The following is a 21964-nucleotide window of genomic DNA, read 5'->3' as shown; positions in this document are numbered from 1 at the left end:
CATGAGCATCCCAACCCCCTGCTACCACTGCGCCCTGCCCGTCCCGCCGGGCAACCGCTTCACTGCCGTGATCCTCGGCGAGCGCCGTGAGCTCTGCTGCCCCGGCTGCCAGGCCGTGGCCGAAGCCATCGTGGCCGGCGGGCTGGAAAGCTATTACCAGCACCGCAGCGAAGCCTCGGCCAACCCCGAGGCACTGCCAGTGCAATTGGCCGATGAATTGGCGCTGTACGACCGCGCAGACGTGCAAAAGCCCTTCGTGCGCCACGAAGGCGAGCTCGCCGAAACCACACTATTAATGGAAGGCATCAGCTGCGCGGCCTGCGGCTGGCTGATCGAAAAACACTTGCGAAGCCTGCCTGCCGTGGCCGAGGCGCGGTTGAACCTGTCCAACCACCGCCTGCAAGTACGCTGGGCCGACGGCCAACTGCCGTTGAGCCAGTTGCTCAGCGAGCTGCGCCATATCGGCTACGCCGCCCACCCTTATCAAGCAGATCGCGCAGCCGAACAACTGGCCAGCGAAAACCGCCTGGCCTTGCGCCAACTGGGCGTCGCCGGGCTGCTGTGGTTCCAGGCGATGATGGCGACGATGGCCACCTGGCCGGAATTCAATATCGACCTGAGCCCGGAGCTGCACGTTATCCTGCGCTGGGTCGCGATGTTTCTCACAACACCCATCGTGTTCTACAGCTGCGCGCCGTTTTTCAAAGGCGCCATGCGCGACCTGCGCACCCGTCACCTGACCATGGATGTGTCGGTGTCGCTGGCGATTGGCGGTGCTTATCTGGCAGGCATCTGGACGGCTATCACCGGCGTCGGCGAGTTGTATTTCGACGCGGTGGGCATGTTCGCGCTGTTCCTGCTGGCCGGTCGCTATCTGGAACGCCGCGCCCGCGAACGCACCGCTGCGGCGACCGCGCAACTGGTCAACCTGCTGCCCGCCTCGTGCCTGCGCCTGAAGGCTGATGGCCAGAACGAGCGCATCCTGCTCAGCGAACTGGCCCTGGCCGACCGCGTGCTGGTCCACCCCGGCGCCGTAGTGCCGGCGGACGGGGTGATTCTCGATGGCCAATCCAGCATCGATGAATCCCTGCTCACCGGCGAATACCTGCCGCAGCCCCGGCAAGTCGGCGACGCCGTCACCGCTGGCACCCTCAACGTCGAAGGCGCGCTGACTGTCGAAGTCCGCGCCCTCGGCCACGACACGCGCTTATCCGCCATCGTTCGCCTGCTGGAACGTGCCCAGGCCGAGAAACCGCCCCTGGCCCAAATCGCCGACCGCGCCGCGCAGTGGTTCCTGTTGTGCTCGTTGATTGCCGCCGTGCTGATCGGCCTGTTGTGGTGGGAACTGGACTCATCGAGAGCCTTCTGGATTGTGCTGGCGATGCTGGTGGCGACCTGCCCGTGCGCACTTTCCCTCGCAACGCCGACCGCCCTCACCGCCGCCACCGGCACCCTGCACAAACTCGGCCTGCTGCTGACCCGAGGCCATGTGCTGGAAGGCCTGAACCAGATTGACACCGTGATCTTCGACAAGACCGGCACCCTTACCGAAGGCCGCCTGGCATTGCGCGCGATCCGCCCCTTGGGCAGGTTGAACAGCGACGAGTGCCTGGGCCTCGCCGCCGCCCTGGAAAACCGTTCCGAGCACCCTATCGCCCGCGCCTTTGGCCGTGCGCCGCTGGCCGCCGATGAAGTACTCAGTGCTCCCGGCCTCGGCCTGGAAGGTCGCGTGGGCGAGCGCCTGCTGCGCATCGGCCAACCGGGCTACGCCTGCGAACTCAGTGGTTGCCCGATCCCGGCTTCGCCGGAGGAAGCCGGGCAATGGCTGCTGCTCGGCGACCGCGAGGGCGCCCTCGCCTGGTTCGTGCTGGACGACCGCCTGCGCAGCGACGCCCCTGCCCTGCTGGCCGCGTGCAAGGCGCGTGGCTGGCGCACGCTACTGCTGTCGGGGGACAGTTCGCCGATGGTGGCCAGTGTGGCCGCCGAACTGGGCATCGATGAAGCCCACGGCGGCCTGCGCCCTGACGACAAGTTGCAGGTGCTGCAACAGCTGCACAAGGAAGGTCGCAAGGTGCTGATGCTCGGCGATGGCGTCAACGATGTGCCGGTACTGGCCGCCGCCGACATCAGCGTGGCCATGGGCTCGGCCACCGACCTGGCGAAAACCAGCGCCGATGCGGTGCTGCTGTCCAACCGACTCGACGCGCTGGTGCAAGCCTTCACCCTGGCGCGGCGCACCCGTCGGGTAATCATTGAAAACCTGCTGTGGGCCGGGCTGTACAATGGCCTTATGCTGCCGTTTGCCGCCCTCGGCTGGATCACGCCGATCTGGGCGGCGATCGGCATGTCCCTCAGTTCGTTGACCGTGGTGCTTAACGCCCTGCGCCTGACTCGCCTGCCGAGTGTGCAGGCCGCCAGCGCCCCTTTGGTAACCCGCCCGCTGCCGGCTTGAGCCGCGCGGGCATGGAGTGCAGATGCCAGCTCTATACGTGATGATTCCGGCGGCGCTGCTGTTAGTGGGCGTGGCCATTTACATCTTCTTCTGGGCGGTGGACAGCGGCCAGTACGACGACCTCGACGGCCCGGCCCACAGCGTGCTGTTCGACGACCAGGACCCGAACCACCTGGCCGCCATCGATGAGGCCAACGGCCTCGAACAACCGCCCACGCCCAAAGACCCACCCCATGCTTGAACTCGCGCCGCTGCTGGTCTCCGCGCTGATCCTCGGCCTGCTGGGCGGCGGCCATTGCCTGGGTATGTGCGGCGGGTTGATGGGTGCGCTGACCCTGGCGATTCCCAAGGAACAACGCAACCGCCGCTTTCGCTTGCTGCTGGCATACAACCTGGGGCGCATCCTCAGCTACGCAACCGCCGGCCTGTTGATCGGCCTGGCGGGTTGGGCGGTGGCCAACAGCCCGGCGGCGATGTTCATGCGCGTGCTCGCCGGGTTGCTGCTGATCTGCATGGGGCTGTACCTGGCCGGCTGGTGGAGCGGGCTCACCCGTATCGAAAGCCTCGGGCGCGGCCTGTGGCGGCATATCCAGCCCGTTGCCAACCGTTTGCTGCCGGTGTCCAGCCTGCCGCGCGCCTTGCTGCTGGGCGCGCTGTGGGGCTGGTTGCCGTGCGGGTTGGTCTACAGCACATTGCTGTGGGCGGCGAGCCAGGGCAACGCGGTGGACAGTGCGCTGCTGATGCTGGCGTTCGGGTTGGGCACCTGGCCGGTTTTGCTGGCGACCGGCCTGGCTGCCGAACGCGTCACGGCGCTATTGCGCAAACGCAGCGTGCGCATGGCCGGTGGTCTACTGGTGATCGTGTTCGGGATATGGACGTTGCCCGGGCCCCATCAGCACTGGCTCATGGGCCACTAGTGCCCTGCCTCGTAAGTACGATCCTTTTTTGACGAGTGGCTGTTGTCGTCAGGCAAGGCGCCGCAACGACTCATAGCTGGCTATGGGGAGAAGCGGCAACGCAGCATGGCGGCAACAGACGCCGTCAAAAAGGATCAGTACTTGCAAGGCATGGCACTCGGCCATGTGGCATAGCGCCGCTCCCCCGTTGATGCAAATCAAGATGGCATACCGGCCACACCCCTAGACTCGGTCCACTAGCCTATCCGGGGGACCGCCCGCATGCTCGACGCCATTCGTTGGGACAGCACTCTGATTCATCGTTACGACCTGACGGGGCCGCGCTACACGTCCTACCCCACCGCCGTACAATTCGACAGCCAGGTCGGCAGCTTCGAACTGCTCCATGCCCTACGCGACAGCCGCAAGGCCGTTCGGCCCTTGTCGTTGTATGTACATGTGCCGTTCTGCGCGAATATTTGCTACTACTGCGCCTGCAACAAAGTGATCACCAAGGACCGTGGCCGAGCCCACGCCTACCTGCAACGCCTGGAGCAGGAAATCCAGCTGATCGCCTGCCATCTCGACCCGAAACAAGCAGTGGAGCAACTGCATTTTGGCGGCGGCACACCGACTTTTCTCAGCCACGACGAGCTGCGCCAGCTGATGAGTTGCCTGCGCCAGCACTTCAACTTGATGGACGACGATTCCGGCGACTATGGCATCGAGATCGACCCGCGCGAAGCCGACTGGGCGACCATGGGACTGCTGCGTGAGTTGGGCTTCAACCGCGTCAGCATCGGCCTGCAAGACCTCGACCCGGACGTACAACGGGCAGTCAACCGCCTGCAAAGCCTGGAAGAAACCCGCGCAGTGATCGACGCAGCGCGCACCTTGCAGTTTCGCTCGATCAATATCGACCTGATCTACGGCCTGCCCAAGCAAACGCCGATCAACTTCGCGCGCACCATTGAGGAAGTGATCAAGCTGCAACCGGACCGTCTGTCGGTGTTCAACTACGCGCATCTGCCGGAACGCTTCATGCCCCAGCGGCGAATCGATGCCGAAGACCTGCCCTCCCCGGCGGCAAAACTGCTGATGCTGGAAACCACCATCGAACAACTGACCCAGGCCGGCTACCGCTACATCGGCATGGACCACTTCGCCCTGCCGGATGATGAGCTGGCCATCGCCCAGGAAGAAGGCACCCTGCAACGCAACTTCCAGGGCTACACCACCCACGGTCATTGCGACCTGATTGGGCTGGGTGTGTCGGCCATCAGCCAGATCGGCGACTTGTATTGCCAGAACACCAGCGACCTCAGTGGCTACCAGAACTCCTTGGCCGGCGCGCAACTCGCCACCAGCCGTGGCTTGCTGTGCACCACAGACGACCGGTTGCGGCGGGAAGTGATTCAGCAGTTGATCTGCAACTTCAGCCTGCCCTTCGAGCCCATCGAACAGGCATTCACTATTGATTTTCGCGGGTACTTCGACGAGGTCTGGCCACAGCTGGAGGCGATGGCCGAGGATGGCCTGATCGAACTAGATGCACAGGGCATCCGCGTACTGCCGGCCGGGCGGCTGTTGGTGCGATCCGTGTGCATGGTGTTCGATGCCTACCTGGAGCACCAGAACAGGCAGCGATTTTCACGGGTGATCTGAACGCGCTTACTTCATCGCCAGACCGGCGGCCTTGATCGCGTCGCTGCCGCTCATGCCTTTCATCGCTTTGGTCAGGGAAGCCTGGGCACTGGTCAAGCCGGCTTGCAGCCCGCTCAATGCAGATTGCAAGCCAGAGATTCTGGCGCGTGCCTGTTCAGGGCTGAGGTTTTTATCAGCCATGACTGCGGCCATCTCCGCCTGCTTCTCGGCAATCTGCTTCTTGATGTCGCGAATCATCTTCAGCAGCTGCTTGACGTTGTCATCCAGACCGCTGTCGTCAATATCGCTGTTGGAGGTTTTCTGGGCCGCCGCAGCCTTCATTGCAGCACCGGAAATGGTGACGGCAACCGCCGGCTTGGCCTCATCCGCGGCTGGCGCTGCGGAAACGTCTTTTTCGGCTGTCGCCTTTTTCGTTTCAGGCAATGCCTGGATCTGGGTGCGAGAGGCAAGATTGGTACTGAGGGAAAGCATCTGTTGAGCCACCGTTTTCCTATTTGATAGCAGTTTATCGGCCGCCTTTGGAGATCCTTTATACCCTTGCCTATTTTTTGTACAGGCTGGCCTCACGGCCACCCAGTGGGTTACCCTTACGTCTTATGTGTGTTTTTCCCACAAGGATTTAAGAAATGTCCGAGCCAGTCAAACTGCGCGCTCACAGCCAGGCCCATTGCAAGGATTGCAGCCTGGCCCCCCTCTGCCTGCCACTTTCGCTGAATCTGGAAGACATGGAAGCGCTGGACGAAATCGTTAAACGCGGCCGCCCGCTGAAAAAAGGCGAGTTTCTGTTTCGCCAGGGCGACAAGTTCGATTCCGTCTATGCAGTACGTTCGGGTGCGTTGAAGACATTCAGCCTGAGCGACGGCGGCGAAGAACAGATCACCGGTTTCCACTTGCCGAGCGAGTTGGTCGGGCTGTCGGGCATGGACACCGAGATCCACCCGGTCTCGGCCCAGGCCCTGGAGACCACGTCGGTGTGCGAAATCCCTTTCGACCGCCTGGACGAACTGGCCCTGCAATTGCCGCAACTGCGTCGCCAGTTGATGCGGGTGATGAGTCGCGAGATCCGTGACGACCAGCAAATGATGCTGCTGTTGTCGAAAAAAACCGCCGACGAGCGCATCGCGACCTTCCTGGTCAACCTCTCGGCGCGGTTCCGTGCCCGTGGGTTTTCGGCCAACCAGTTCCGCTTGAGCATGTCGCGCAACGAAATCGGCAATTACCTGGGCCTGGCGGTGGAAACTGTGTCGCGGGTGTTTACGCGCTTCCAGCAGAACGAACTGATCGCCGCCGAAGGCAAGGAAGTGCATATCCTCGATCCGATCCAGCTGTGTGCATTGGCCGGCGGTTCGCTGGAAGGCTGATCCAGATGCCTGTGGCCGCGCCAACCGGCGAGGCCGCAGGTATACTTTGAGTCCGTTTTCCTCCCCCAGGACTCTTCGACGATGGTCTTCGATTCGTTCGACATCAAATCCCTGATTCGCCCAGTCATCGACTTCCCCAAGCCTGGGGTGATCTTTCGTGACATCACGCCGCTGTTCCAATCGCCCAAGGCCCTGCGCCTGGTGGCCGACACTTTTGCCCACCGCTACGTTGAAGCCGACTTCACCCATATCGGGGCGATGGACGCACGGGGCTTCCTGATCGGGTCGATCATCGCCTATCAACTGAACAAACCGCTGATCCTGTTCCGCAAGCAGGGCAAGCTGCCGGCTGACGTGCTGGCCGAGGGCTACCAGACCGAATACGGCGAGGCCTTCCTCGAAGTGCACGCCGACAGCCTGTGCGAAGGCGATTCGGTGTTGATGTTCGATGACCTGATCGCCACCGGCGGCACCCTGATCGCCGCAGCGAACCTGGCGCGACGCATGGGCGCGAAGATTTTCGAAGCGGCGGCGATTATCGACCTGCCAGAGTTGGGGGGTTCGCAGCGCCTGGAAGACATGGGGATCCCGACGTTTTGCCTGACGCAGTTTGCGTTGACTGAGCGCTGATTAAAGGCCCATCTGCTTGCTGATGATCTCGTTCATCACTTCGCGGGTGCCCCCTCCTATCGACAGGATGCGGTTGTCGCGATACAGCCGCTCCACCAGGCTGCCGCGCATGTAGCCTTGGCCGCCAAGAATCTGCACGGCATCGTAGGTGACGCGGTCGGCGGTGTCGGTGGCGAGATTCTTGGCCATGGAAATCTCCTTGATCACACTCTTGCCCGCCGCCATCTTCGCCGCCTGCCGGTAGGTAAACTCCCGCGAGACTTCCACGGCTGTGGCCATTTCCGCGAGGCGATGCTTGAGGACCTGGAATTTACCGATGGGCTTGCCGAATGCTTCGCGCTGGGCGGCCCATTTGAGGCTTTCCTCCAATGCAAGCTGCGCGGTCATATTGGCCATGAGGGCCAGGGCCAGGCGTTCGCTCTGAAAATTGCCCATGATGCAGGCAAAGCCCATGTTCTCGGCGCCGATCAAATTTCCCACTGGCACCCGGCAATCGTCGAAGAACAATTCAGCCGTATCCGACGCCCACCAGCCCATTTTCTTCAGCGGCTGGCCTACAGTGAAACCGGGGGTGTGTTTTTCGATCAGCAGCAGGCTGATGCCGCCAAAGCCCGGCCCGCCGGTGCGCACTGCCACGGTGTAGAAGTCGGCTCGAATGCCGCTGGTGATAAAGGTCTTGCTGCCGCTGACCCGGTAATGGTCGCCGTCGCGCAGGGCACGGGTTTGCAGGTTGGCCACATCGGAACCGCCACCGGGCTCGGTGACGGCCAGGGCGATGATTTTCTCGCCCAATAACACCTGCGGTGCAACGCGCTCGCGCACCTCGGGCCGTGCCCACTTCACCACCGGCGGCAAGCCGATATCCAGCGAGCCCAACCCCGCTACCACGCCACCGGAGCCGCAACGCATCAGCTCTTCGCTGGCGGCGACCTTGGCGAACAGATCGCCCTCATGGCTGCCCCCCAGGGCTTCGGGGTAGCCGATCCCCAGGATCCCCGCCGCACCGGCCTTGAGGTACAGCTCACGGGGAAAGCTTTCGGCCTCCTCCCATTGCTCGATCCCCGGCAGCATCTCGCGCTCGACGAAACGGCGCACGCTGTCGCGGACCAATTGATGGCTGGGGTCGAAGTAGTCCTGATAGGCAGACATCGGCAAGCTCCACACAGAGGTGTAGCGAACTTACCAAGCGCTTGCTTGGCTATCAAGAAATGATCGTTCCTGCGCTCTGCGTAGGAATGCATCCTGTGATGCTCCGCGTCACGACCTCAACTGCGGACGCGGAGCGTCCAAGGCAGCATTCCCACGCGGAGCGTGGGAATGATCTGTAGGAGCGTGGAGGGATCTGTAGGAGCGTGGGAGCGATCAATATCAGAGGGCGATAGGTTTGCGGCCTGCGAACGAATGCGCCAACGTGCCACCGTCCACCAACTCCAGCTCGCCACCCAACGGCACGCCATGGGCGATACGCGAGGTGATCAAGCCTTTATTGCTCAGCAGTTGGGCGATGTAATGCGCGGTCGCTTCACCTTCCACGGTCGGGTTGGTGGCCAGGATCACCTCGGTAAAGGTGCCCTGCGCTTCGATACGTGCCACCAGTTGCGGAATGCCGATGGCCTCCGGCCCCAGGCCGTCCAGCGGCGACAGATGGCCCTTGAGCACGAAATAGCGCCCGCGATAGCTGGTCTGCTCGACCGCGTACACGTCCATCGGGCCTTCCACCACACACAGCAGTGTGTCGTCGCGGCGCGGGTCGGCGCATTGCGGGCAGAGTTCTTCTTCAGTGAGGGTGCGGCACTGGCGGCAGTGGCCCACCCCTTCCATGGCCTGGCTCAAGGCCTGGGCCAACCGGGAGCCGCCGCTGCGATCACGCTCCAGCAGTTGCAGCGCCATGCGCTGGGCGGTTTTCTGGCCGACACCCGGCAAGGTGCGCAGGGCGTCGATCAGTTGACGAATCAGGGGGCTGAAGCTCATGGGCGTAGGGTCCGACAAAACAACGAGACGCGGTTTATACCCGCGCCCCGGATTAGCGTCAAATCCTCAATCCTGCGCGACGCGCACCACCAACTTGCCGAAGTTGCGCCCTTCGAGCAAACCGATAAAGGCTTCGGGGGCCTGCTCCAGTCCTTCCACCATGTCTTCGCGGAACTTGATCTTGCCATCCCGCACCCACGGTGCCATCGCGCTGAGGAATTCCGGCTGGCGATCGCCGTAGTCATCAAACACGATAAAGCCCTGGATGCGCACGCGCTTGGTCAGCAAGGTGCGTTGCAGCGCCGGCAAACGGTCAGGACCGCTCGGCGCTTCATGGGCGTTGTAGCCGGCGATCAGCCCGCACAGCGGAATCCGCGCTTTGGGGTTAAGCAACGGCACCACTGCGTCAAACACCTTGCCGCCGACGTTTTCATAGTAGATGTCCACGCCGTTGAAACAGGCCTGTGCCAGCTCATCGGCGAAATCAGCGCTCTTGTGATCGACGCAAGCGTCAAAGCCCAACTCATCCACCACATAGCGGCACTTGTCCGCACCGCCCGCGATACCCACCACACGCAAACCCTTGAGCTTGGCCACCTGGCCCACCACCGAGCCCACGGCGCCGGACGCCGCCGCCACTACCAGCGTCTCCCCTTCCTTGGGCTGGCCGATATCCATCAGGCCCATGTAGGCAGTCATACCCGGCATGCCGAGCACACCCAGTGCCATCGACGGGCTGGCCAGGCCAGCAGGCACCGGCATCAGGTTACGCCCGTCAGAAATACTGTGGCTCTGCCAACCGGTTGAACCGACGACCAGGTCGCCCACTTCAAACTTCGGATTACGCGACTGCTCGATGCGGCTGACAGCGCCACCCGTCATCACCCCGTCGATTTCCACCGGCGCGGCGTAGGACGGTGCGTCACTCATGCGTCCGCGCATGTAAGGGTCGAGGGACAGGTACAGCGTCTTCAACAGGACCTGGCCGTCTGCCAACTCGGGCAAGTTCACGCGTTCCAGGCGGAAGTTTTCCGGGGTGGGGGCGCCTTGAGGGCGTGAGACCAGAACAATACGCTGGTTCAGAATCGGTTCTTGAGACATCAGGGGGCTCCTTTATCGAATTCATCGGTATAGGGTGCAGACCATGGGTGCCGTGCCAGGGTTCGATCGGATCGACACAAACAAAAATGCCAGGCTGTAGGCCTGGCATTTTTATTCTAGCTAAGACCGGCTGATCAGAACGGCAGCTTCATACCCGGCGGCAGTTGCATGCCAGCGGTCACGCCGGACATTTTGTCCTGGCTGTTGGCTTCGATCTTGCGCACGGCGTCGTTCACCGCCGCAGCAAACAACGCTTCGAGCATTTCCAGGTCGTCTTCGCTCGCGCCCGGCAACACGCTTGGGTCGATGCTCACGCGCTTGATGTCGTGACGACCGGTCATCACCACGCTGACCATATCGCCACCGGCTTTACCGGTGACTTCGGCGTTGGCCAGTTCTTCCTGCATCTTGGCCATTTTTTCCTGCATCTGCTGCGCCTGCTTCATCAGGCCGGCCATGCCACCTTTCATCATGGGAATCACCTCAAAAGTACGTGGATCAATTAATAGCCCGGTGTTATGACGCCTGGGGCACCGGGGCTTCGACAGGTTCAATAGTATCGTGACGGACGACCGCACCGAACTGTTGCATCATTTGCTGGATGAGCGGATCACCCTGGATCGACTCTTCGGCCTCGCGCTGGCGGTTGATGCGCCGGCGGGCGGCGGCCTGGGCCGGGGTTTCCTGTTCGGGCTTGATCAGCTCGATGGCGATGGTCAGCGTGCGCTCATGGTACTGGTTGAGGGCATCGTTGAGGCGGCGCTGCTGGGTCGCGTTGAACAGGGCGCTGTGGGCCGGGTCCAGGTGCAGCAGCCAATGGTCGCCATCGACGGCAATCAAAGTGCAGTTGGCGGCAATGCTGCCGGTCATGCCAGAGATCGGCAGTTTCGGGAACAGCTCCAGCCATTGCAGGGCCAGGCCGGTGGCCGGGGCCGCAGCGGGTTCCGCTTCCGGCTCGGGTGTCGGCTCGGCGGTGTGCTCGCTGGCGAGTTCGTCCAGGTAGCTGTAGGCCGAATCCATGTCTGGCTCGATGTAGTCTTCGTCCAGCGGCGGTTCGTCGTCGAGGTCGATGCCGGGCGTTGCCGCTTCGACCTGGGCGACAGTCGGCTCTGGAACGGGGGCTGAAACCCACTCGGGCGCTGCCGGAACCACGCTGTCCGGCGTCGGTGCCGGCATTGGCGTCAGCTCGGGCTGCTCGCCAGCGGTTTCCAGTACGGGGTCCACGGCGGGCAGCAGCTCCACTTCGGCTTCAGCTTCGACCGGGTCATTCCAGGGCAGGTCGACGACAGGCGCAGACTCGGACTCGGGCTCGGGCTCGGGCTCGGCTTCGACAACCGGTTCCGGCTCAACCACAGCCTCCGCCACAACGGGCGCAGGCGCAGGCACCACTGCAACCGGCACAACCGGTGCAGGCGTAGCAACCACTGGCGCGACAACCGCAGCGCCAGCCACTGGTTTGGCGGAATCAACTGTGGCCTGGCTGATCCCCACTGGCTTTAGCGGCTGTCTCGGCGCGTCTGCCGAGTCGGCGGGCCGGAAGGCCAGCATCCGCAGCAGGACCATTTCAAAGCCACCGCGCGGGTCCGGCGCCAGGGGCAGATCCCTGCGACCGATCAGGCCCATCTGGTAGTAGAACTGCACATCTTCGGCCGGCAACGCCTGGGCCAGGGCCAATACGCGATCGCGGTCGCCATGGCCGTTGTCGACACCCTCCGGCAGCGCCTGGGCGATGGCGACGCGGTGCAGCACATTAAGGATTTCCGAGAGCACGCCATTCCAGTCCGGGCCTTGCTCCGACAAGTGGCGCACGGCTTCGAGCAACGCCTTGGCGTCGCCTTCAATCAACGCGTGCAGCACGTCGAACACCTGACCGTGGTCGAGGGTGCCGAGCATGGCGCGCACGTCGGCGGCCATGACCTTGCCTTCACCGAAGGCGATGGCCTGGTCGGTGAGGCTCATGGCGTCACGCATCGAGCCGTCAGCGGCGCGGCCGAGCAGCCACAGTGCGTCGTCTTCGAACGGTACGTTCTCGACGCCCAGCACATGGGTCAAATGCTCGACCACGCGCTCGGGGGTCATGTTTTTAAGGGAGAACTGCAGGCACCGCGACAAAATCGTTGCCGGAAGTTTCTGCGGGTCGGTGGTGGCCAGGATGAATTTTACGTAGGGCGGCGGCTCTTCCAGGGTTTTCAACAGCGCGTTGAACGAGTGGCTGGATAGCATGTGCACTTCGTCGATCAGGTAGACCTTGAAGCGGCCACGGCTGGGCGCGTACTGCACGTTGTCGAGCAGTTCACGGGTGTCTTCGACCTTGGTTCGGCTCGCGGCGTCGATCTCGATCAGGTCGACGAAGCGCCCCTCGTCGATCTCGCGGCACACCGAGCAGGTGCCGCAGGGCGTTGAAGTGATACCGGTTTCACAGTTCAGGCATTTGGCGATGATGCGCGCAATGGTGGTCTTGCCCACCCCCCGAGTACCGGTAAACAGGTAGGCGTGGTGCAGCCGTTGGCTGTCCAAGGCATTGATCAGAGCCTTGAGCACATGGGTCTGGCCGACCATTTCGCGGAACGAGCGCGGACGCCATTTACGTGCAAGAACCTGATAACTCATCGAAAACCGTCGCAACTGGGAAGCGGGAGCCGGTAATGCTAGCGGAGCAAGGGGGAAATTGCATCCGGCACGCTCGTCTAATCTGACTAAGCTCTGCACACTTGCCCGCAAAAGGCCTGAACCCGGAGAGTGTATGCGCGTATTCCTGGGCGCTTTATGGCTGATCACCACGGCCAGCCTCGCGGCGCCCGCACCGTTGCGTTTCTCTGTTTCCGACAGCTGGGCGATGCCCGTGGTGCAGCTTGAAGAGGGTCGACCCACCCAAGGCATTTTGTATGACCTGATGTTGAGCCTGGCCACCCAGGTCGGGCACCCCGCCGAATTCCACGTACTGGCCCGGGCGCGCATTGGCAGTGCCATGCAGCATGGCGACATCGATGTGCGCTGCTATATGGCCCAGGCCTGGCTCGACAACCTGTCCGGCGACTACACATGGAGCATCCCGTTGCTGGTGCAGCGCAACGTACTGGTGAGTACCGAGAGCTCGCCGCAGCCGGTACAGGTAAACCGACTGGCGCCACAGTCAATCGGCACGGTGCTCAACTATCGTTACCCAACCCTCGAGCCGCTGTTTGCCAGTGGTCAGCTCACCCGCGACAACTCCCGCAGTGAAGAGCAGGTGTTGCAAAAACTGGTGGCTGGACGCTTCCAGTATGCGGTGAGTAACGAATGGACAGTGGACCGCTTCAACCACAACCTGCCATCGAGCCAGCCGTTGCACAAGGTCGCCGTTATCGAGGAGCAAAGTGTGGGCTGCGTAGTGCGCAACGACCCAAAGGTGCCGGTGCAACGAATCCTGCGTACGTTGTTGCGGATGAAGATGTCGGGCGAGATCGACGACATCGTCAAGCTGTACACCGGGAAAAGTGAGTCACCCCAGCAGACTCCTGACAAAAACTGACACTCCCTCCTCATAGACTGGCCTCACTTAACCGCCCGTCCTCAAGGAGCCTGCATGAACACCGTCGCCCATTATTTAGTGCTGTACGTCGACAGCCCAGCCACCAGCGCCAACTTCTACGGCCGCCTGCTGGACAAGCCTCCGGTTGAATTGAACCCGACCTTCGCCCTGTTCATTCTCGACAACGGCGTGAAGCTTGGCCTGTGGTCGCGCCACACCGTGGAGCCCGCCGCCCACATCACGGGGGGCGGCGGTGAAGTAGGTTTCTCGTTGCCCGATACCGCCGCTGTGGATGCGCTGCACGATCAGTGGGTGGCGCGTGGTGCAACCATCCTCCAGTCACCGACCGTTCTGGACTTCGGCTACACCTTTGTCGCCCAGGACCTCGATGGCCATCGGTTGCGCGCCTTTTCCCTGAACGGGAACTAAGCGCCGGCGCCAATGCCCTTCCAGGCTGATGGCGGCCACGCTGGCCAGCACGATCACCCCGCCGAGCATCACCTGCAAGGCCACATGTTCGCCGAGCATCGTCGCGGCCATCACCATCGCCACCGGCGGGATCAGGTACATCGCCACCGACGCGCGGCTGACGTCGACGTGCTTCAACACATAGGCCCAGGCCAGGTACGCCAAGGCGCTGGGGAAAATGCCCAGCACCAGCACGGCCAGGTTCTCCGGCAAGGACGCCTGGGCCACGGCGGCGGGCAGGCCTGGCAGGTTCACACACAGCATCAAAGTGCCTGACCACACCATGTAGCACGCCATGGTCAGCGGGCTGTAGCGATGGCCATAGTGCTTCTGGAGGGCGAAATAAACACTCCACGAGACTGCCGCCAGTAAGATCAGCAAGCCGCGTGGGTCGATATCGCCGATACCTTGATCGCCCCAGATCACCACCAGCACGCCGAGCAGCCCCAATAGCACGCAACCCCAACGCCAGACGCTGACCCGCTCCTTCAAACAGAAAAACGCGATCACCACACTGGACAGCGGCGACGACTGCGCCAACACACTGGAGGCCGCCGCCGTCACCCATTGCTGGCCGTAATTGAGACTGGTGTGGTGCAGGAACACCCCGAAAAAACCCAGCACCAACAGCCATGGCACATCCCGCAGACACGGCCGACCGATGCCCAGCACCAGCGCCACGCCGCCCATGAATACCGAAGCGATCAGAAACCTTGCCAACGCCAGTTGACCGGGGCTGTAGCTGTGCAGCCCCAGGTGTACGCCAATCGGCGAATAGGCCCAACAGAGGATCACGCTGGCGATGACTAGCGTAAGCTTTACGGGTGACGGGGGATTCATCAACGGCATCCAGAAACAGGGAAGGAATGCCGTCAGTCTTGTTCCGCGCCAGCCGCAGAACAATTAAGCGTTTCTGACTTCTGAAATCAGTGGAACTGAGCAATGGAACTGGCCCAACTGAAAATGGTGCGAGCCGTGGCGCAAACCGGCAGCGTGGCCCAGGCCGCCCTGCAATTGCACTGCGTGCCGTCCAACATCACCACGCGTATCAAGCAGTTGGAAAGCGAGTTGGGCACGCCGCTGTTCATCCGCGCGGGACGTGGGCTGGCGATCAGCGCGGCCGGTGAAATTTTTTTGGATTACTGCGAGCGCATCCTGGCGCTGGTGGACGAATCCAAGCGCGCCGTGGATGCCAACGCCATTCCCAGTGGCACCTTGCGCATCGGCGCGGTGGAATCGAGCGCCAGCGGCCGTCTGCCGCCGCTGCTGGCGGAATACCACCGACGCTACCCTGACGTCAGCCTGGAACTGGTCACCGGCGCCTGGTCGAATCTGCTGGACGACCTGCAACACCATCGCCTGGATGTCGCGTTGGTGGCCTCCGGCGGCAAACGCGCCAAACTGGAACACAGCGTGGTCTACAGCGAGCGCCTGGTGCTGATCGCCAGCGCGTCCAGCGCCCCGATCAGCAGCGCCGAAGACCTGGCGGGGCGCACCCTGCTGGTCTGGCCGCCGGGCTGCCCTTATCGCGCGGCGCTGGAAAACTGGCTCAAGCCCCATGACTTCAAACCGGCCATCGCCAGTTATGCCAGTTGGGGCACGATCATCGGGTGTGTCAGCGCCGGGATTGGCGTGGCGTTGGCGCCGGAAGGCATCCTGGCCCGCTATGAGCAGGCCAATCAGCTGGCGTCGTATCGATTTGAAGCATTGGCGGCCGTGGACAATCTGCTGTTCTGGCACAAGGACACCCAGCGGCATCTGGCACGGGATGCGTTTGCCGAACTACTGCGCGAAACGTTTGGCTGACATAAGTCAAAAATGTGGGAGAGGCGGTGCGATCAGCGCTTCGGCGCGGCCAGCCGTGCGTACTGGGTTTGGCTGATCCAGCCACTGAACGAACGGTCCTCGGCATTGATAAACTCGACTTGGGCCCAGCCGTCCTTGAACGCCAACACACCGACCACATCATTCTTGACGATATACGGACGCTTGGCGGCCTTTGCGCCTGGCGTTTTCAGCAGGTAAGCCTTCTCGGCCGACACCGTCACCAGGCCGATCCACTTTTTGTTGGCGGTCTGAGTCAGGTCCAGGCCGGTGGCGATCTCCGGCATCAACACGCTGACACAGCCAGGATGCTGACGGCCCTGCTCCACGCTCAGGGTCACGCCGTCGGACGAGGCTGCCACGCTGCCGGGGTAGGCGTCGTCGAGCCAGGTGGTCAGCGCCTCGGGCTTGCCGTTTTCAGCGAGCGGGAAACCCATCTTGGGAATGATCAGATTGAACAAATACTGGACGCACTGAACATCAGCGGGCAAGTTGCGGGCTTTACCCGGAGCGCCTACTGAAGCACTGATAAGACGGGGCAACCCTGTCAGTTAAAGAAGTGATAGCACTTCAATATCAAATCGACACCCTTGTTATATTCCGAAACAAGTGGCCGGCGGAAACTAACAAGCCGGTTTATGGATGTACAGAAAGGGATTTTAAAGGTGTGAAAAAGCCCTCACGAACCACAGCCTTTTCACTTAAACGGAGTAATGGGCAAGGCATTTGGCGACTGTCAGTGGCGCAAGACGCTTGGACTCAACAATATTCAAGGATTGAAATGAAAGCCCCCCCTGCTCATCCTGTCGCTCCTGGTCCTGCTATCCGGCTGTGCCTCGTCTCCGACTAAAGCACAGAAGAGATAGGCCGGGAAATAGTGCCGGTGATAAAGGCATTTCCCCTTTACCGCCCGTAATGCGGTTTAGCGCACAGCAGAAATCGGTTCGCAGACAGTGATTGTCAGCAAAGCTCGTTCAAAACTTGGAATGGGGGATTTGCAGGAAGATCGTTATGGAGGCAACCCCACCAGCCACACCCCGGCACACAATGTTCCCGCTGTGGCTGCTGCCTTCCGGCTCTGACCAGGTTCACGGGTAATCGTTGCGGGGGGACCGATGGGGTCACCATAACGACGCTCGCCTCTCGGCAAGCCGCGCCATTGTACCGATCTCATCGGAAGTTACAACCGTTGGTGCCGGATTAAAAATATTCGATGGTTCAAGCACTTGCCCACTGGTTTCACGCCGCTCCCAGTAGGCGCGAGCTTGCTCGCGATGATTTCAGACGCACCGCGCTTATCCAGAATGCCAGCGTCATCGTTAACGATCTTCGCGAGCAAGGGCTAGCCGCCCGCCTCGCTCCTACAGCGTCACGGCTTCGTCGGCCCGGCCGCCCTCTTCCTGGATCACCAGATGAATGAAGTGCAGCTTGGCGATCACCGCCGGTGGCAGCACGAACGGGTAAAAATCCGGCTGGCCCATGCTGCGTGACAGTTCGTTGAGCATGCCGGCCAGTTCGATCCAGGCGTTGACGAACGACAGGAACGCCGTGCCGCCGGGGTGATCCGGGTCGTAGAGGGTGCTCAAGGGAAACGGCTGGTAGTCCAGGTCCATCTCGCGAGCGCTCATGCCAAAGCCGAGCGCCGTGTCGACGGCGTCCATCATATGCAGGTAGTGCGCCCAGGTTTCGGCCCAGTCTTCCCAGGGGTGCATGGTGGCGTAGGCACTGACGCAGGTTTGCTGCCAGTCCGGGCGCGGGCCGTTCTGGTAGTGCTGGTCGAGAGCGTCGGCGTAACTGGCTCGCTCATCGCCGAACAAGCTGCGAAATGGTTGCAGCCAGTGGCTGTTGGCAATCAGGCGATCCCAGTAGTAATGGCCGACCTCATGACGAAAGTGGCCGAGCAAGGTGCGATAAGGCTCGCGCATTTGCACGCGGACTTTTTCGCGGTGGGCGTCGTCGGCTTCCTTGATGTCGAGGGTGATCAGACCGTTGGCGTGGCCAGTGGTGGGCGCGTTGCCTTCGAGGTCGATGCCGACGAAGTCGAAGGCCAGGCCAGTGTCTTCGTCAGCGCTCTTGGGCACCACTTGCAGGCCCAGGCTGATCAGTTGCGCGACTAGCCGGCGCTTGGCGGTTTCCACTTTGCGCCAGCGTTCGGGGTTTTCCGGGATCGACAGGTCGGGAATGGTTCGATTGAGGCCACAGGCAACGCACAGCGGTGCAGTACTGTGGGCCGGAATCAGCCAGTTGCAGGCCGCCGGGGTGTCGAGATTGGCACAGAGGCGGAAGGCGCCGGCGTCGAGGTTGTCGTCCTGTAGCCAGGTGTCGACCACGGGGCCGGGTTGCAGGGACGACAGTCGGCTTTGCTGGGGTTGATAGCCCAGCAGCGCCGAGCAGGCCAGGCACTGGCTGTTACGAAAGAACAGCGATTGCCCGCAGCGGCATTGCCACACCTTGCTGTTACGCGAGGATCCGGCCATGAACGGTGCAGCGATGCGCGAACTGAGTTGCTCGAAATAACGGAACATGGCGATCTCTCCCTGGGGTGACCAAGACTAGATCATTTAGCGCTTAAGATCGTTCCCACGCTCTGGGTGGGAATGCCGCTCGGGGCGCTCTGCGTCCGCTTTTAAACGCGTGACGCAGAGCGTCACAGGATGCATTCCCACGCGGAGCGTGGGAACGATCGACGCATCAGACAGTGATGTTGTGCTTGGCCAGGAAGGCGACGAAGGCTTCTTCGTCCAGCACCTTCAAGCCCAGTTCGCTGGCTTTGGCCAACTTTGAACCCGCGCCTGGCCCAGCCACTACACAGTGGGTTTTGGCTGACACGGAGCCCGCCACCTTCGCCCCCAGGCTTTCGAGCTTGTCCTTGGCCACGTCGCGGCTCATCAGTTCCAGGGAGCCGGTCAGCACCCAGGTATGCCCCGCTTCCGGCAGCCCTTCAACCACCTTCTTCTCGCTCTGCCAGTGCATGCCGAAGTCCTTGAGCTGCTGCTCGATGGCCAGGGCGCGGTTGGCGTTGTCGGCGTTATCGAAGAAGTCGCGCACGGCCTTGGCTTGTTTCTCGGGCAACGCCTGGCGCATATCCAACCAGTCGGCCTTGATCACGCCATCGAGGGAGCCAAACTTGTCCGCCAGTTTCTGCGCGGCGCCCGGGCCCACGGACGGGACGTGAAGCTTGTCGAGGAAACCACCCAGGGTAGTGCTGGCGGCGAACTCGGCACTGAGGTCGCCTTGATCCTGCAGTTGCAGGCCGCATTCGTCCGGCGATAACAGTGCACCGATCACGTCCTGGTTATGGCTGTCTTCAAAGAAGCTGTGGATCTCGTGCGCCACTTCCAGGCCCACGTCCGGCAAGTACGTCAGCACTTCCGGCAAAGCCTTCTGCACACGCTCCAGGGAGGCCAGGGAGCGCGCCAGCACCTTGGCGGTCTCCTCGCCTACATCGGGAATGCCCAGGGCGTAGATAAAGCGCGCCAGGGTCGGCGTCTTGCTGTTCTCGATGGCGGTGATCAGCTTCTTGCTGGAAATGTCGGCAAAGCCTTCCAGGTCGATGATCTGCTCGTATTTGAGCTTGTAGAGATCGGCTGGCGAGCCGATGAGTTTTTCATCCACCAGTTGCTCGATGGTCTTGTCGCCCAGGCCATCGATGTCCATGGCACGACGCGAGACGAAATGGATGATCGCCTGCTTCAGCTGCGCGCCACAGGCCAGGCGCCCGACGCAACGGTACACCGCGCCTTCGCTGACGGTTTCCTTGCCCTTGCTGCGCTTGACCAACTGCGTGCGCTCGACGTGGGAGCCACACACCGGGCAACGCTCGGGGATCTGCACTGCGCGGGCATTTTCCGGGCGGCGCTCAGTCACGACCGACACGACCTGCGGGATCACATCACCGGCGCGACGGATAATCACCGTGTCACCGATCATCAAGCCCAGGCGCGCGACTTCATCCATGTTGTGCAGGGTGGCGTTGGATACGGTCACACCGGCGACCTTGACCGGTTTCAAGCGCGCCACCGGGGTGACGGCGCCGGTACGGCCGACCTGGAATTCCACGTCAAGCAGCTCGGTCAGCTCTTCCATGGCCGGGAATTTATGCGCAATCGCCCAACGCGGTTCTCGGGCGCGGAAGCCCAGTTCTCGCTGGGAGGCGATGCTGTTGACCTTGAACACCACGCCGTCGATTTCATACGGCAGGCTGTTACGTCGCTCGCCGATATCGCGGTAGTACTCCAGGCAATCCTGAATGCCCTTGGCCAGCTTCAGCTCGTGGCTGATGGGCATGCCCCATTGCTTGAGTTGCTGCAGGTTGCCGATGTGGGTGTCGCTGATATCGGTGGTCACGCCGTAGCAGCAGAATTCGAGCGGGCGGCTGGCGGTGATTTTCGAATCCAGCTGGCGCAGGCTGCCGGCGGCGGCGTTGCGCGGGTTGGCGAAAGTCTTGCCACCGACCTCCAGTTGCGAGGCGTTCAACCGCTCGAAACCGGCCTTGGACATGAACACTTCGCCACGCACTTCGAGGGTCGCGGGCCAGCCGCTGCCTTGTAGCTTCAACGGAATATTGCGCACGGTGCGCACGTTGACGCTGATGTCTTCGCCGGTGGTGCCGTCGCCACGAGTCGCACCGCGCACCAGTTCGCCATCCTGATACAGAAGGCTCACCGCCAGGCCGTCCAGCTTGGGCTCGCAGCTGTATTCCACCGCTGCGCCGCCACCAAACAGATCGCCCACCGGCAGGTCGAGCCCTTCGGTGACCCGGCGATCAAACTCCAGCATCGTGGTTTCATCAAAGGCATTGCCCAGGCTGAGCATCGGGATCTCATGCTTGACCTGGGTGAATGCCGACAACGCGGCACTGCCGACCCGCTGCGTCGGTGAATCGCGCGTGACCCACTCCGGATGCTCGGCTTCAAGCGCCTTGAGCTCGTGGAACAACCGGTCGTACTCGGCGTCCGGAATGCTCGGTTCATCGAGGACGTGGTAACGGTAGTTGTGCTGATCCAGTTCAGCGCGCAGTTCGAGGATGCGGGTGTGGGCGGCGGTCATGGGTGTTCTCTCAGAAAGCAAAAGAGCAGCCGAAGCTGCTCAATATGTTAGTGCGCTTATTCTACTGACAACGCTTGCGGCCAATCCTCAGCGTTTCTGTGTCAGGGCGCGACGCTCGAACTCGACAATGCGCTGACGGTAGTGTTCGATGGTCTGGGCGGTCAGGACGCTGCGTTGATCGTCCTTGAGCTCGCCGTTCAGTTCCTGGGACAGCTTGCGGGCGGCGGCCACCATCACGTCGAACGCTTGCTTCGGATGACGCGGGCCTGGCAGGCCGAGGAAGAAACTCACGGCCGGGGTGCTGAACAGGTCGATATCGTCCAGATCGAAGGTGCCCGGCTTGACCGCGTTGGCCATGGAGAACAGCACTTCGCCATTACCGGCCATGCTTTCGTGGCGGTGGAAAATATCCATCTCGCCAAACCGCAGGCCGCTTTCCAGGATGTTCTGCAGCAGCGCCGGGCCTTTGAAGCCGGCGGCGTCGCGGCAAATCACGCTGATCACCAAAACCTCTTCGGCGGCCGGCTGATCATTTACCGATTGGCGCGGCGCGCTCTTGGTCGGGGTCTCGTCGGGGAAATCGTCATCGCGGCTGCTGAAGCTCGGGCCGTCATCGACGTCGAGGTTCAGGTCGCCCTGATGCGGCTCAGCCACAGCACCGCCGCCGCGCTTGCCGCGCTTGGAAGACGGTTCACGGGCTTCACGCACCGGCGCGCTCATCGACGGCAAGTCGTGCTCGTCCAGTTGCGGCTCTTTGTGCGTATCCAGCACACGTGGCGGCCCCAGCAGCTCGGCGCCGCCGTCGTCGTCAGGCAAGTTGGACAGGTTGCGGTCCAGACGGAATTTAAGCTTGCCCTTGCCGCCGCGCATCCGGCGCCAGCCATCAAAAAGAATACCGGCAATGACAATAATGCCGATGACGATCAGCCACTCGCGCAGACCGATTTCCATGTAATCCCGTGCCTCTAATAAAAAATGCTGAAAAATAAGGGGTTTAGCACCGTGCAAACCGCTTTAAAACGTGGCGCCAACTCTA

19 protein-coding genes, 1 other RNA gene and 1 pseudogene are annotated in these 21964 nt (G+C 62.1%); 9 read left to right on the top strand and 12 right to left on the bottom strand.

Annotation, left to right across the window (positions count from 1 at the left end; all coding sequences use genetic code 11):
- Position 1 precedes the first annotated feature (1 nt).
- The 4 genes from ACR52_RS03725 (at position 2) to hemN (ending at position 5013) form a co-directional block, all read left to right on the top strand.
- Positions 2-2452, top strand: a complete 2451-nt coding sequence (locus ACR52_RS03725; protein WP_048720645.1) for a heavy metal translocating P-type ATPase — start codon at positions 2-4, stop codon at positions 2450-2452.
- A gap of 22 nt (positions 2453-2474) precedes the next feature.
- Complete coding sequence (ccoS, locus tag ACR52_RS03720; RefSeq protein ID WP_048720643.1) at positions 2475-2693, top strand: cbb3-type cytochrome oxidase assembly protein CcoS; 219 nt, start codon at positions 2475-2477, stop codon at positions 2691-2693.
- On the top strand, positions 2686-3369 hold the full coding sequence (locus ACR52_RS03715; protein ID WP_048720641.1) for a sulfite exporter TauE/SafE family protein: 684 nt from the start codon (positions 2686-2688) through the stop codon (positions 3367-3369). Before ccoS ends, ACR52_RS03715 begins: the two co-directional genes overlap by 8 nt.
- 261 nt (positions 3370-3630) lie before the next feature.
- Positions 3631-5013 (top strand): oxygen-independent coproporphyrinogen III oxidase, encoded by a 1383-nt coding sequence (gene hemN, locus ACR52_RS03710; protein ID WP_048720639.1) that lies wholly within the window; start codon positions 3631-3633, stop codon positions 5011-5013.
- Positions 5014-5019: 6 nt separating this feature from the next.
- Here hemN and ACR52_RS03705 read toward each other — a convergent pair whose 3' ends face one another.
- The gene (locus ACR52_RS03705; protein WP_048720637.1) at positions 5020-5484 is read right to left on the bottom strand and encodes a hypothetical protein; all 465 of its coding nucleotides are present in this window, start codon (positions 5482-5484) and stop codon (positions 5020-5022) included.
- A 155-nt stretch (positions 5485-5639) separates the two neighbouring features.
- On the opposite strand from ACR52_RS03705, the gene fnr reads away from it, so the two are divergent.
- Together fnr and ACR52_RS03695 are read left to right on the top strand one after the other, a co-directional pair.
- Positions 5640-6374, top strand: a complete 735-nt coding sequence (gene fnr / locus ACR52_RS03700; RefSeq protein WP_048720635.1) for a fumarate/nitrate reduction transcriptional regulator Fnr — start codon at positions 5640-5642, stop codon at positions 6372-6374.
- Positions 6375-6455: 81 nt separating this feature from the next.
- Positions 6456-7004, top strand: a complete 549-nt coding sequence (locus tag ACR52_RS03695) for an adenine phosphoribosyltransferase (protein WP_048720633.1) — start codon at positions 6456-6458, stop codon at positions 7002-7004.
- Here the strand turns inward: ACR52_RS03695 and ACR52_RS03690 are convergent, their stop codons facing one another.
- From ACR52_RS03690 to dnaX, 5 genes are all read right to left on the bottom strand, one after another.
- The gene (locus ACR52_RS03690; protein WP_048720631.1) at positions 7005-8153 is read right to left on the bottom strand and encodes an acyl-CoA dehydrogenase family protein; all 1149 of its coding nucleotides are present in this window, start codon (positions 8151-8153) and stop codon (positions 7005-7007) included.
- A 219-nt stretch (positions 8154-8372) separates the two neighbouring features.
- Positions 8373-8975 carry a recombination mediator RecR gene (recR, locus tag ACR52_RS03685; RefSeq protein ID WP_048720629.1) on the bottom strand — a complete coding sequence of 201 codons (603 nt, stop codon included), beginning with the start codon at positions 8973-8975 and terminating at the stop codon, positions 8373-8375.
- Positions 8976-9041: 66 nt separating this feature from the next.
- Complete coding sequence (locus ACR52_RS03680; protein WP_048720627.1) at positions 9042-10076, bottom strand: NADP-dependent oxidoreductase; 1035 nt, start codon at positions 10074-10076, stop codon at positions 9042-9044.
- 134 nt (positions 10077-10210) lie between these two features.
- Positions 10211-10549, bottom strand: coding sequence for a YbaB/EbfC family nucleoid-associated protein (locus ACR52_RS03675; protein ID WP_010563853.1), 339 nt, complete (start codon positions 10547-10549; stop codon positions 10211-10213).
- Between the two features lie 43 nt (positions 10550-10592).
- Positions 10593-12686 carry a DNA polymerase III subunit gamma/tau gene (gene dnaX / locus ACR52_RS03670; RefSeq protein WP_048720625.1) on the bottom strand — a complete coding sequence of 698 codons (2094 nt, stop codon included), beginning with the start codon at positions 12684-12686 and terminating at the stop codon, positions 10593-10595.
- A gap of 133 nt (positions 12687-12819) precedes the next feature.
- On the opposite strand from dnaX, the gene ACR52_RS03665 reads away from it, so the two are divergent.
- Together ACR52_RS03665 and ACR52_RS29085 are read left to right on the top strand one after the other, a co-directional pair.
- Complete coding sequence (locus tag ACR52_RS03665) at positions 12820-13587, top strand: substrate-binding periplasmic protein (RefSeq protein ID WP_048720623.1); 768 nt, start codon at positions 12820-12822, stop codon at positions 13585-13587.
- Positions 13588-13641: 54 nt separating this feature from the next.
- Positions 13642-14016 carry a VOC family protein gene (locus ACR52_RS29085; RefSeq protein WP_082143095.1) on the top strand — a complete coding sequence of 125 codons (375 nt, stop codon included), beginning with the start codon at positions 13642-13644 and terminating at the stop codon, positions 14014-14016.
- Here the strand turns inward: ACR52_RS29085 and ACR52_RS03655 are convergent.
- The gene (locus ACR52_RS03655; RefSeq protein WP_048720621.1) at positions 13927-14895 is read right to left on the bottom strand and encodes a DMT family transporter; all 969 of its coding nucleotides are present in this window, start codon (positions 14893-14895) and stop codon (positions 13927-13929) included. The genes ACR52_RS29085 and ACR52_RS03655 overlap by 90 nt on opposite strands.
- A 102-nt stretch (positions 14896-14997) precedes the next feature.
- On the opposite strand from ACR52_RS03655, the gene ACR52_RS03650 reads away from it, so the two are divergent.
- Positions 14998-15861, top strand: a complete 864-nt coding sequence (locus ACR52_RS03650; RefSeq protein WP_048720620.1) for a LysR family transcriptional regulator — start codon at positions 14998-15000, stop codon at positions 15859-15861.
- Positions 15862-15893: 32 nt separating this feature from the next.
- Here ACR52_RS03650 and ACR52_RS03645 read toward each other — a convergent pair.
- From ACR52_RS03645 to zipA, 5 genes and pseudogenes are all read right to left on the bottom strand, one after another.
- Positions 15894-16292: pseudogene (locus ACR52_RS03645) on the bottom strand (hypothetical protein); the annotation flags it as partial.
- A gap of 608 nt (positions 16293-16900) precedes the next feature.
- Positions 16901-16997, bottom strand: an RNA gene (gene ffs / locus ACR52_RS29080) — signal recognition particle sRNA small type.
- Positions 16998-17240: 243 nt separating this feature from the next.
- A complete protein-coding gene (locus ACR52_RS03640; RefSeq protein ID WP_048720618.1) occupies positions 17241-18404 on the bottom strand; it encodes a zinc-binding metallopeptidase family protein in 1164 nt (387 codons plus the stop codon).
- A gap of 166 nt (positions 18405-18570) precedes the next feature.
- Entirely contained in the window at positions 18571-20928 is a 2358-nt protein-coding gene (gene ligA, locus ACR52_RS03635) for an NAD-dependent DNA ligase LigA (protein ID WP_048720616.1), read from the bottom strand.
- Positions 20929-21015: 87 nt separating this feature from the next.
- Entirely contained in the window at positions 21016-21879 is an 864-nt protein-coding gene (gene zipA, locus ACR52_RS03630; RefSeq protein WP_048720614.1) for a cell division protein ZipA, read from the bottom strand.
- Positions 21880-21964 lie beyond the last annotated feature (85 nt).

The sequence above is a fragment of the Pseudomonas fildesensis genome, from assembly GCF_001050345.1.
Lineage (GTDB): Bacteria > Pseudomonadota > Gammaproteobacteria > Pseudomonadales > Pseudomonadaceae > Aquipseudomonas > Aquipseudomonas fildesensis.
The sequence above is the reverse complement of the archived record's forward strand: the minus strand, read 5'-3'. Positions and strand labels throughout refer to the sequence as shown.